This is a genomic window from Chryseobacterium sp. CBSDS_008 (assembly GCF_049959325.1).
Taxonomy (GTDB): domain Bacteria; phylum Bacteroidota; class Bacteroidia; order Flavobacteriales; family Weeksellaceae; genus Chryseobacterium.
Genome location: NZ_CP188202.1, coordinates 1,120,032 through 1,132,563 on the forward strand (window position 1 = coordinate 1,120,032; position 12,532 = coordinate 1,132,563).

The 12,532-nt window shown below is 38.2% G+C and carries 9 protein-coding genes; 6 read left to right on the plus strand and 3 right to left on the minus strand.

Annotated elements, in window-relative coordinates; translation table 11 throughout:
• Window positions 1–69: 69 nt before the first annotated feature.
• Window positions 70–1,530 (plus strand): S41 family peptidase, encoded by a 1,461-nt coding sequence (locus ACP3T3_RS04945; RefSeq protein WP_426478807.1) that lies wholly within the window; start codon window positions 70–72, stop codon window positions 1,528–1,530.
• 84 nt (window positions 1,531–1,614) lie between these two features.
• Here ACP3T3_RS04945 and ACP3T3_RS04950 read toward each other — a convergent pair whose 3' ends face one another.
• From ACP3T3_RS04950 to glgB, 3 genes are all read right to left on the minus strand, one after another.
• A complete protein-coding gene (locus ACP3T3_RS04950; RefSeq protein WP_426478808.1) occupies window positions 1,615–2,883 on the minus strand; it encodes a glucose-1-phosphate adenylyltransferase in 1,269 nt (422 codons plus the stop codon).
• Between the two features lie 111 nt (window positions 2,884–2,994).
• On the minus strand, window positions 2,995–4,401 hold the full coding sequence (locus ACP3T3_RS04955) for a glycogen synthase (RefSeq protein WP_426478809.1): 1,407 nt from the start codon (window positions 4,399–4,401) through the stop codon (window positions 2,995–2,997).
• 3 nt (window positions 4,402–4,404) lie between these two features.
• Window positions 4,405–6,351 carry a 1,4-alpha-glucan branching protein GlgB gene (gene glgB, locus ACP3T3_RS04960; RefSeq protein WP_426478810.1) on the minus strand — a complete coding sequence of 649 codons (1,947 nt, stop codon included), beginning with the start codon at window positions 6,349–6,351 and terminating at the stop codon, window positions 4,405–4,407.
• A 198-nt stretch (window positions 6,352–6,549) separates the two neighbouring features.
• Between glgB and ACP3T3_RS04965 the strand changes: the two genes are divergently transcribed.
• The 5 genes from ACP3T3_RS04965 (at window position 6,550) to ACP3T3_RS04985 (ending at window position 12,506) form a co-directional block, all read left to right on the plus strand.
• The gene (locus ACP3T3_RS04965) at window positions 6,550–7,671 is read left to right on the plus strand and encodes an alpha/beta hydrolase-fold protein (protein ID WP_426478811.1); all 1,122 of its coding nucleotides are present in this window, start codon (window positions 6,550–6,552) and stop codon (window positions 7,669–7,671) included.
• Window positions 7,672–7,760: 89 nt separating this feature from the next.
• The gene (locus tag ACP3T3_RS04970; protein ID WP_426478812.1) at window positions 7,761–9,176 is read left to right on the plus strand and encodes a leucyl aminopeptidase family protein; all 1,416 of its coding nucleotides are present in this window, start codon (window positions 7,761–7,763) and stop codon (window positions 9,174–9,176) included.
• Window positions 9,177–9,317: 141 nt separating this feature from the next.
• Window positions 9,318–10,532 (plus strand): ATP-grasp domain-containing protein, encoded by a 1,215-nt coding sequence (locus ACP3T3_RS04975; RefSeq protein WP_426478813.1) that lies wholly within the window; start codon window positions 9,318–9,320, stop codon window positions 10,530–10,532.
• A gap of 246 nt (window positions 10,533–10,778) precedes the next feature.
• Window positions 10,779–11,492 (plus strand): alpha/beta hydrolase-fold protein, encoded by a 714-nt coding sequence (locus ACP3T3_RS04980; protein WP_426478814.1) that lies wholly within the window; start codon window positions 10,779–10,781, stop codon window positions 11,490–11,492.
• Window positions 11,493–11,552: 60 nt separating this feature from the next.
• A complete protein-coding gene (locus ACP3T3_RS04985; protein ID WP_426478815.1) occupies window positions 11,553–12,506 on the plus strand; it encodes an ATP-grasp domain-containing protein in 954 nt (317 codons plus the stop codon).
• Window positions 12,507–12,532 lie beyond the last annotated feature (26 nt).

Here is a 12,532-nt window from a genome sequence, read left to right on the forward strand (position 1 = left end):
CCACTTTTAAATACTGAAATAGCGGTATATTTTTTGATGCGTAAAAAGGCTAAAATTAAATATTTTTCTATGAAGAAGTTATTTTTATTTCCCTTGATTTTACTTTTTTCAACAGGCTTTTGTCAGTATTCCATTTCAGAAATCCCTGAAGACGGTTATCTCAAAGATTTCGATATTGCAGTTGATATTATTCAAAAACAACATCCTAACCCTTACAGGTTTCATAACAAAGAAACTATTGCCAGAAAGCTGGATTCCCTTCGTAATGAAATTAAAAAGAATCCCGGCTATATCAATTTGCTGATAAACAATCCTACAAGAATAATTGGTGATGGTCACAGTTCTTTTGGTACTGATTCCAATTATTTTGAGGATGTTATGAATTCCATCTTCTATTTTCCACTTTCAACTTACGTACATAATGGCACTATATATGTGAACGGGGCAAATAAATATGCTATTGAGACAGGCAGTGAGATTCTTGAAATTAACGGGTTAAGTGCAGATACTATCCTGAAAAAAATTCCTAAAGCTGCAGACGGAAATATTAAAGTGGAAGATCTGGATATATCTTTTAATATTCCTTTCATTTTAAAGAACCGAACCCGTGACTATACTTTAAAGTATAAAGCTTTGAATGGATCACAAAAAACAATACAAGTAAATGGTATAAAATATCCTCAATATTATTATGAAGCCAGACATGCGGTATTACCCATTGACCTGGTTTCGGAAAACTACGGGATTTACGGTTATAAAATAGATCCGGAAACCTATTATTTATCCGTAAAATCTTTTTCTTATGATGAAAGTTTTTTTTATGAAAGATTGAAAAAATATTTCCAGGAAATAAGAACGCTAAAATCTAAAAAACTTATTATAGACATTCGTAATAATTCGGGCGGCGCCATCAGTAATGTAGCTTTATTATATTCTTTTATGGCATTAAATAAAAACTTTAATAATGACTATAAATACGGAACTAAGGTTGTTGACATCAATTACACCAACTATCTGATAGATCCTCAAAGCAGCCAGTATTATTCAGATAAAGATATTACAGATCTGAATAATTTTATGAGACAGCGCTTTGACAAAGGAGAGAATGGAGATTATTATTTTGGAAATTCAAGACTTGACAACACGTATATAAAAAGCTATCCGAGAGATGGATTGTTCTTTGACGGCAAGGCCATATTGCTAACCAATAACCGCACTTTTTCTGCTGCCACTTATTTTGCGTCTTTATTCAAAACTGAAAAAAGAGGAGAGATTGTAGGAAAAGAAACAGGCTCATGCAGTAATTTTACCACTGCTGCATGGTTTCTCACTTACAAGCTCCCTAATACCAAATCTACCCTTTCCATTCCGCGGACGGAAATTTTCTTTAATAATAATGATAAGGAAAATGTTGCCAACTGCACAGGTGTAATCCCTGATCATATCATTAAAAGCGACTATTTTTTACAATCTTTAAAGGAACAGAAAGACCCTGAGCTGGAATATTCCTTAAAACTGCTTTCTCAATAAGAGAATGAAGTTTATATACAGAAAGAGGAAACCTTTATAGGTCTCCTCTTTTTATTTGTAACCGGCCACCAGTTATATTTTTTATCATCCGATATGGGTTCCCGGTGCCAGTACAGCTCCTTTTTTAACCACCACAATCCCATCCTGTACGGAATAGGTCCCATAATCACCGTCCGGAATATGTTTCCCTCCGATAATCTTCACATTGTCACCAATATAACAGTTTTTATCAAGGATTGCTTGTTCTATATAGCAGTATTTTCCGATTCCCATATTAGGACGTCCGCCTCTGTCATTCATCACGATTTCAGCAGTATTCTGGTAAAAATCAGCTCCCATAACGTAGGAATTTACGATGGTACTTCCTTTATCAATTCTTGTTCTGTTTCCGATCACTGAATTTTCAATTTTATCTGCCATAATGATGCATCCGTCTCCAAAAACAGCCTTACTCACGTAAGAACCATTGATTTTTGACGGTGGAAGCATCCTTGCCCTGGTATAGATAGGTGATGAAGAGAACAGATTAAACTGGGGCAGATCCAGACAAAGATCGAGATTGGCTTCATAAAAAGACTCAATGGTTCCGATATCTGTCCAATAGCCTTCATACTGATAGCTTAATGTCTTATATTTTCCGATAGAACTGGGAATGATATCTTTTCCGAAATCATCACCTGCACCTTCATCGAACATTTTTTTAAGAATATTTTTGGTGAATATATAGATTCCCATGGAGGCAAGAAACTCTTTTCCTGCATGTTTGTTTTCTTCTGATACTTCAGATTTCAGGTCTGCCAGCATATCATAAGCGGGCTTTTCGTAGAAGGAAGTAATATTTCCTTCATCGTCAGATTTTAAGATCCCAAAACCTGTGGCATCTTTTGCATTGACCGGGATGGTTGCAATGGTAAGATCGCCTCCGTTTTCAATATGGAAGTCTAGCATTTCCCTGAAATCCATCTGATACAGCTGGTCTCCTGAAAGAATCAGAATATAGTCATAATCATATTTTTCAAGGTGCTTCATAGACTGGCGTACGGCATCTGCAGTTCCCTGGTACCAGCTGTCGTTTTCCACATTCTGTTCGGCTGCCAGAATATCGACAAAGCCTTTGCTGAAGATATCAAAGTGGTAAGAATTCTTGATATGCGAATTGAGGGAAGCAGAATTAAACTGCGTCAGCACCAGAATTTTATTTAATCCTGAATTCAAGCAGTTTGAAATAGGAATATCCACCAGTCTGTATTTTCCTGCAATAGGAACAGCCGGTTTTGATCTGGTATACGTTAACGGGAATAGTCTTGTCCCTCTGCCTCCTCCTAAAACTATGGAGATTACATTTCGATTCATAAATATCTTGCGTTTTATTTTATTAAGTTTACTGTTCTGTTCTTAGTGTTTACTGCTACTTTAAAGCATTTTTGCCTTTTTAATTATAAAAATCCGAGAATTCTCGTTGTATCAGCTATTATATAAAGCTATGTATTTTTCTGCAGATTTCTCCCATGCAAAGTCAAAATTCATGTTGGCATGGATAAGATCTTCCATGACACCTTTCTGATGATAAATCGCCATTGCCCTGTTCATCGCATGTACAACATCATCTACCCCCGGATAAGTAAAGTTCAGTCCCGCTCCGCCGGTTGAAATATCTTCTACGGTATCTCTCAATCCACCTGTATATCTTACTACCGGAACGGTTCCGTATCTCATTGAATACATCTGGTTTAAACCGCACGGTTCTACTCTTGACGGCATCAGAAGAAAATCTGCCGATGCGTAGATCTTATGGGAAAGATGTTCCTTATATCCCAGATCCAGTGCAAAATTGCTGTAGGTATAGTCGTATTCTTTCAGCTTATTTTCAATATAGGTATTTCCTGAACCGAGAATCATAATATTTAAGGCTCCATAACTCTGCTTAATGCTTCGCCATACTACATCCGGCAGCAGATCGGCTCCTTTTTCTGTTGCGAATCGCCCAATAAAGGCAAACAGAGGAAGCTCAGGTTTCAACCCATATTCCTTACAGAGCTTTTCTTTATTTTTTTTCTTCTGAGCTACTGCATTTTTACTGTTAAAGTTAAAATCCAGCATAGGATCAGTTTCCGGATTCCAGATTTCGGTATCAATACCGTTGATAATTCCATAGGCTTTCCCAAATTCCTGCCGGACGAGGCTTTCCAGTCCGCGGAAACTTATAAAAAGTTCTTCAAGGTAGCCTTCGGAAACGGTGGTAAAAGCATCGGCACATTTAATCATGCTCGCCAGGGGATTTATCAATCCGTTCCAATCTATCAGCCCCCATTTGTAAGCATCGAAAGAAGGCATATAACTGGCCATATTCCAGCTCATCATTCCCTGGTATTCTCCGTTGTGGATGGTTCCTATTGTTTTTACTCCTTTCAGAAATTCGAATTCAGCACAATGCTCCACCATAAAAGGAACGAGGCCTGTATGATAATCATGGCAATGCAGTACATCGGGACGGATTTGCATAGCAGACAACCAATGCAACACTCCATGCTGAAAAGCCAGAAACTGGAAATTTTCATCTTCATATCCGTAAGGATTGTCTCTGTCTAATAATCCCGGAATTCTCACCATATACAATTCAAATCCAAGAACGTTTGTTTTTTCTTTCAGGATCTGAACCTGCAGCATATTGGGTCCCTGGTGAATAAATCCGTCAAAAACCAGTTCAAATTCATGATCAAAAACAAAGGATTTGTTGTACCATGGCATTACCACCTTGGCCTCTACACCTTTTGTTTTGTTCTGATATTTCGGCAGCGCTCCGACAACATCTGCCAGTCCGCCTACTTTTGCTACAGGATAACATTCTGTACTTAAATGATACACCACCATTCTTTATCTCTTATGTTTAATTCTGTGTAATTTATATTTTTTATCTTTCTTCTGCTTTAAAATAATCCCTGCCAGCGGAGGAAGTTTTACAGTCATTGATTTAGGGTGTCCTCTCCATTCTTCATACTGTTCTTCTACTATTTCAGGTTCAACACCGCTTCCGCTGTATTTTTTTTCATCTGAATTAAAAATAACTTCCCAGTGTGTTCCTGCAGGAATTCCAATTTTATAATCCAAAACTTTGGGTGCCAGATTTAAAACCACCATTACCATATTATCTCTTTTTGTACCTTTTCTGAGGTAAACATACACTGAGTTTTCAAGATCATCAGCTTCTACCCATTCAAAACCATGTTTATCAAACTGATTTTCATAAAAGGCCGTTTCAGATCTGTACAGGTGATTCAGTTCTTTAACAAGTTCCTGCATGCCTTTATGAACAGGATATTCCAGTAAATGCCAGTCGAGGCTTCTGGTAAAATTCCATTCACTGGTCTGCCCGAACTCATCACCCATAAAAAGCAGTTTGGCTCCGGGATGGGTATACATATATACATATAAGGCGCGCAGATTCGCAAATTTCTGCCATTCATCGCCTTTCATTTTATAGATCAGGCTTGCTTTTCCGTGTACGACTTCATCGTGTGACAAAGGCATCATATAATTTTCATTATACATATACATGGAAGCAAAGGTCAGTTTATGATGATGAAATTTACGGTTATCAAAATCTTCTTTGAAATAATCCAGCGTATCATGCATCCAGCCCATCATCCATTTCATTCCAAATCCTACGCCACCGTCATGAACGGGCTTGGTGAGCATGGGGAAATCTGAACTTTCTTCTGCAATGGTCATGATATTATCCCCAAATTCCTTATAAACAGCTGTATTAAACTCCTGCAGAAAGGTTTTAGCTTCCAGATTGACATTGGTTCCATAGATATTAGGCTCCCATTCGCCTTCATTCCTTGAATAATCCAGATGAAGCATTGAGGTAACGGCATCCACACGCAATCCATCGGCATGATAACGATCCAGCCAGAACATCGCATTTGAAATTAAAAAAGACTTGACTTCATTTCTCCCGTAATTGAAAATATAGGACTTCCAGTCCGGATGAAAACCTTTTCTCGGATCTTCATGCTCATACAGATAGGAGCCGTCAAAACGGTGAAGACCATTGGCGTCTCCCGGGAAATGAGACGGAACCCAATCCAGAATAACACCTATTTCATTTTTATGAAGCTCATCAATCAGGAACATCAGATCCTGTGGTGAGCCAAATCGTGAAGTAGCCGCATAGAAACCGGTAATCTGGTACCCCCAGCTTGGTTCGTAAGGATATTCCATCACGGGCATAAATTCTACATGGGTAAACCCCATTTCTTTTATATAAGGAACCAGCTTTTTGGCTATATCTCTGTAATTTAAAAAACGCTGGGGCTGATCTCCTTCTCTTACCCAGGAACCCAGATGAAGCTCATATACGGATATGGGCGCTTCCAGTCTGTTTTTTTTCCAGCGGCTATCCATCCATTCCTGGTCATTCCATTCGTACCAGGTGGTGGAAACCAGAGATGCGGCCTGAATATTCTGCTCCCAGCTCAGTGCATAGGGATCGCTTTTTTCAAGAATTTCGCCTCCCTGTGTTTCAATGGCATATTTATATAAGGTTCCCCAGGTTAATCCTTCAATAAATCCTTCCCAAATCCCGGATTCATCCCATCTTGGAAACAGAATATGATCTTTATGATTCCAGTTATTAAAATTTCCGATAACGGAGACTTTCTTTGCATAAGGTGCCCATACGGAAAAATACACGCCCTTTACACCTTCCTTTTCTGCAGAATGTGCTCCAAATTTACCATACAGCTTATAATGTTTACCTTCCTTAAAAAGATACACATCATGATCGGTAAAAAGCGTGTAGGTTTTAACAGAATTCATCAAGATCGGTTTGTATTTATATTTTCCCTGAAACTACGAAAAATACTGACAACAGCGATTAATTATTCATCAAATAATTGTCAAAATCATTTCGGTTTCGTCTATCTATCAAATATATCAATTTTTTAACGCATATTTTTATGATTCCAAAACAATCTTTTTTATAAATTTAACATCTACATTTATTAAACACATCCGATGAGGTTTGAACTTTATACAGAAGAAAAAGACGACAGACCGGTATTTATCACCGGAAATTTCAACAACTGGAATCCTAAAGATTACAATTTTCAGCTTACACAAACTGATTCCTCCGGCTATTTTATAGAAATTGAGGATCAGATTCTCCCCGAAGATATTGAATATAAATTCACAAAGGGCGGCTGGGAGAATGTGGAACTGGACCAGTATGGAAATATTACCCCCAATCGGAAAGCAAAAAAATCTGTTGGTAAAATTTCTGATTCTGTACAAAAATGGAGATTAAACTGGGGGCCGTTCAAAGAAGAATATTATCCTGTAGCAGAAGTCATTTCTGAAAATTTTTATATCCCTCAGCTTGACCGTTACCGTAAAGTATGGGCACTCCTTCCATATGATTATCACACAACTGATAAGCGGTATCCTGTTTTATACCTTCAGGACGCACAGAACCTGTTCAATGAAGGAAGCGGTTTCGGGAACTGGGAAATCGACAAAAAATTATCGATCCTTGCAGAATACGGACGCGGAGATCTTATCATCATTGCAATAGAACATGGCAGTGAGGAAAGAATCAAAGAATATATCTTCGATAATGACCATGTGGCCAACGGTTCTGAAGGAAAAAAATATATCCGCTTTATAGCCGATACGCTAAAACCCTTTGTAGACGAAAATTACAGAACTAAAAAAGACCGTGATAATACCGGGATCGGAGGCAGCTCATTGGGTGCACTGATCAGTATATACAGTGGATTTCTTTACCCAGAAGTCTATTCCAAGCTGTTGATCTTCTCACCTTCTCTTTGGGTAGAACCGAATAACAACTTCCCGATGATGAATTTCCGGGTTCCTTTTAAGACAAAAATCTATCTGTACGGCGGAGGGCAGGAAGGGGCTAAAATGGTCAAAAGAATTCATATTTTTGAAGAATATCTGAAAAGATGGGAAGAAAAAAAGCTTTTTGATTTTGAATTTAAAACCAATATCAATCCTGAAGGCACCCACAATGAATTTTACTGGTCACAGGAATTTCCGAGAGCTATCGAATGGCTGTTCTATGACAATACGGAAAACCCTGTTGAAGTAAAACCACAGCAACAAAGCATTAAAAACTAAAAACATATAAATCGCTGTAGAAAATTTTCAGACAGATAAAAACAGCATGGAGACAGCGATGCATGATTATAGAAAATATAACATCTATTATGAAACTAATCAATAAAAAAAACAAAAATTACACTCAGGTCTTCCATCTATTTACCGAAGAAGAATGGACGAAAACGAGTAAGAATTTCAATAAAAATATTTCCACTTTTTTCACGGGAAAGAAGCATGAAGTTTTTGTCAATGCCCATGAAGAAGGAATCACCTATTTTATCGGACTGGGAAAATCTGCTTTACAAAATTTCGAAATCCAGCAGGTGGCAGCCAGGTTTTCGCAGACACAGAAAGAAAAAATACAGGCAGTTCCTACGTTGGCATTGGCCGATTTTATGAATGAAAAACAATTTGAAGAATTTGTAAAAGGACTCTTGATCGGGACTTATAACTACCCTTTTGAGAAGAAACATGCTTTCTGGAATGCAAAATTTGAATTACACTTTGAAAATTTAAGCCAGAAAAAATTAGATCATATCAGCCAGAAATCAGAAGCATTAATTAACGGACAAACGGCATGTCAGGACTGGCTCAACAAACCTGCCAATCTTAAAAAACCGGATATATTAAGTGCATATCTTAAAAATCTGGCCAAAAAATATGAATTAAAATACACGGCCTTCAACAGAAAGAAATGTGAGGAGCTTGGATTGGGCGCTTACCTTTCTGTCAATCAGGGAAGTGCTTATGATGCGGCTTTTACTATTTTAGAATATAAAACCACCGTTAAAAATGCCAAAACTTTCGGACTGGTAGGAAAATGCATCTTGTTTGACACCGGAGGAATATCAATAAAAAGCTCTGCCAATCTGCATTATATGAAGTCTGATATGGGCGGAGCAACAGCTGTTTTGGGAACATTAATCTATGCCGCTGAAATGCAGCTTCCGGTAAATATTGTTGCCATTCTTCCTATTACAGACAATGCTATTTCTGAAAAAGCCCTGCTTCCGAGTGATGTGATCACAGCTTACAACGGAAAAACCATTGAAGTACTTGATACGGATGCAGAAGGCAGACTGATTCTTGCTGACGGGTTATCTTATCTTTCCAAAAACTACAAAACCGATTTCCTTATTGACCTGGCTACTTTAACAGGGAGCTCTGTACGCATGTTCGGAGACACCTGTGCCGCTATGTTCTCCAATAATGAGGAGCTGAAAAATAATCTGATAAAAACCGGAGACCAAACCAATCAGCGAGTATGGAATCTTCCTTTATGGGATGTCTGGAAAGATGATATTCAGTCTGATGTAGCGGATATGAAAAATATCTCCCTGAAACCTGTCGGAGATTGTATTATTGCCGCAAAATTCTTAGAGCAATTCATTGAAAACCACCCTAAATGGGCCCATTTGGATATTGCCGGAGTAGCCTTCGGAAGTGTAGGCTATGCCAGGGAAAAAGCAGCAACGGGTTTTGGAGTTCAACTCCTCGTGAATTTAATTGAAAATTATCACTAAAAATTAGTTTTTTACAAAAAAACTCTGTATAATTGATTAGCGGATTTTCAAAACTTCAAGATATTGTATTTTTTAATATTAATAAAACAATAAACAAATGCTTTTATTTTTGAAAATTCACTAATTATTAAAAAACATTATATGGAGAAGAAAACTATCGTATGTATTTCGTGCTATTATAAAGGCTACGATTTTATGGACGAGATGAAGAAGCTCGGCAATAAAATCATTCTGGTAACCTCAGAAAACCTTAAAGAAAAAAACTGGCCGTGGCACGCTATTGATGAGGTATTTTATATGCCCGAGCTGAAACCTTCCGTATGGAATCTGGAGCATCTGATCCAGGGATTTTCCCACCTTATGAAAACCCGAAAAGTAGATGCTGTAGTAGCATTGGATGATTACGATGTGGAAAAAGCAGCATTGATCAGGGAAACATTCCGTATTCCGGGGATGGGGCAGACTACCCACCGATATTTCAGAGACAAACTGGCAATGCGTCAAAAAGCAAAAGATTCAGCGATCAGTGTGCCTGAATTTACAGCTGTTTTCAATGATAATGAAGTTGATGAATTTACAGACCGCGTTCCTGCACCATGGGTACTAAAACCCCGTTCTGAAGCTTCAGCATCAGGAATTAAAAAAATCACCTCCAAAGAACAACTTTATGAGGCATTAGAAACATTGGGTGAAGAGCGTCATCTTTTTTTGCTGGAAAGTTTTAAGCCCGGAGACGTTTACCATGTGGACAGCCTTACTTTTAATAAAAAAATTGTATTCACTTCTGCCTCAAAATACCTGGCTCCTCCAATGCAGGTTTCCCATGAAGGCGGAGTATTCCGGTCCAAGACGTTAGGAAGATATTCCGAGGAGTTTAAGGCCCTGGAAGAAATAAATGCCAGAGTTCTTTCCAATTTCGGATTGATCAATGGAGCTACCCATACAGAATTTATCCGTGGAAAAGAAGACGGGAAATGGTATTTCCTTGAAACGTCATCCAGAGTTGGCGGGGCTCATATTCCAGATCTGGTTGAAGCTTCAAGCGGTATCAATATCTGGAGGGAATGGGCTAAAATTGAAGATGCACTTCTGAGGGGTAATGATTATAGTGTTTCACCACCCACAGGATACTATTCCGGGCTTATTGTAGCCCTGATTAAGGATAAAGAACCGGATTACAGTAATTTTGAATGTGATGAGGTGGTAAAATTCCTTCCAATAGATTATCACGTCGGGATTGTCTATAAATCCGCAGATGCTTCCGTTGTACAGGAAAGACTGGATTCTGCTGCAGAAATAATCCATACAGATATGCTGAATATTCTTCCTCCCAAAAGTAACAAACTGAGTTCTTAAAAATGAACTGCAACATTGATATTCAAAATGTTATTGAATTCATAATATACAATCTATCCGAAGATTCCATACTAAAGAGTAATTTAGAAAAGATAAATTCCGGCAATGGCAAAGCAAAGCATATTATCAGTTCGTTGAATCAATTCATGCCAACCGACCTGGATCAAAATGGACATTTCAGAAAAGATCAGCCTGAAGGAATTAAATTATTAAAATAAATATAAAGCACAATAATAAACAAGGAAAATGCCTCATATAGAACATACAGAGTATTATTCAAATATATTGGGAACAAGTCTCAAAGTAGAAGTGACCGGACATTACGGCCATCCTATTATCATGTTCCCTACTTCACAGGGACAATACACCCAAAACCATGACTTTCATCTGAATGGAAGCATCAACTGGTTTATAGAACAGGGAAAAGTAAAGCTTTACAATGTACAGACTATTGACAGCTGGAGCTTTTATGATGACAAAATATCTCCTCAGCAAAGAATTAGGAACTACGAACGGTATGTACAGTTTCTGATCAGGGAATTTGTTCCTTACATCCAAAAGCTTCATAAAACGCATCGTGTTGCAGTTGCGGGAGCAAGCTTCGGAGGCTATCATGCTGCTAATTTCGCTTTCAGATTTCCGGATGTGGTTTCTCACCTGTTTTGTCTTTCCGGGGCATTCAGCATAAGAAACTTTATGGACGGTTATTCCGATGATCTGGTATATTTCAACTGTCCGAGGGAATTTGTAAGGAATGATGAAGCCTGGAAGTACAAACATATGCATATTGTGCTGAGCACCTCTGATCAGGATATCTGCAGAGATAAAAATGTTGAAATGGCAGAAATACTGAGGATAAAAGGCATAGATTTCTGGTATGATGAAAGAAAATGGATCGGCCACGACTGGCCTTTATGGAGAATGGTTTTCCCTACTTTCATAGGAAACTTTTTCTCTTAAAACATAAACATAAAAAAGACAAATAGAAAAAAATATACACCCACCTTAAAAACAAAAATTATGACAAAAAAAGTAGGAATTCTTTTCGGTATGGAAGACACTTTTCCCTGGGCATTTATAGACAAAGTGAATGAACTGGGCGGTGGAGATATCATCGCTGAACCCGTGACTATAGATAAATTGGAACAGGGCGCAGATTATGGCTATGCAGTAATCATCGACAGAATTTCACAGGATGTTCCCTTTTACAAAGCTTATTTGAAAAATGCGGCACTTAATGGCACTTATGTGATCAACAATCCGTTCTGGTGGAGTGCTGATGAGAAGTTTTTCAACAATGCCCTGATGTCCAAACTGGGAATGCCGCTTCCTAAAACGGTTTTACTTCCGTCTCATCAGAGACCGGACAATACCTCTGAAACTTCATTCAGGAACCTGAAATTTCCGCATGACTGGGAATATATCTTCAATTATGTAGGGTTTCCTGCTTATATGAAACCCCATGATGGCGGCGGCTGGAAAAATGTTTACAGAGTGGAAAATCCTGATGATCTTTGGAACAAATTAAGCGAAACAGAACAGCTGGTGATGATAGTACAGGAAGAAATCATCTTTGATGACTACTACAGAGTGTACTGCCTGGGCAGGAAATATGTCCACATCATGCCTTATGAGCCGAGAAATGCCCCTCATTTGAGATATGCAACTTCCCATCAGACCCAAGGTGAAGAGCTTGAAAAACTACTGAAAACCATTCATGATTATACCATTACTATGAATGAGGCTTTAGGATATGATTTCAACACGGTAGAATTTGCTGTAAGAGACGGTATTCCTTATGCCATCGATTTCTGCAATCCGGCTCCGGATGCAGACCTGAATTCTGTAGGAGAAGAAAATTTTGCATGGATTATAGAACATGCAGCAAAGCTGGCGATAGAAAAAGCCAAAGAATATGTTCCGGGAAAACCCAATATTGCCTGGGGAACCTTTGTGAAAGATTCCATAAAATAACATTGAAAAGAAATAAAAAAACACAG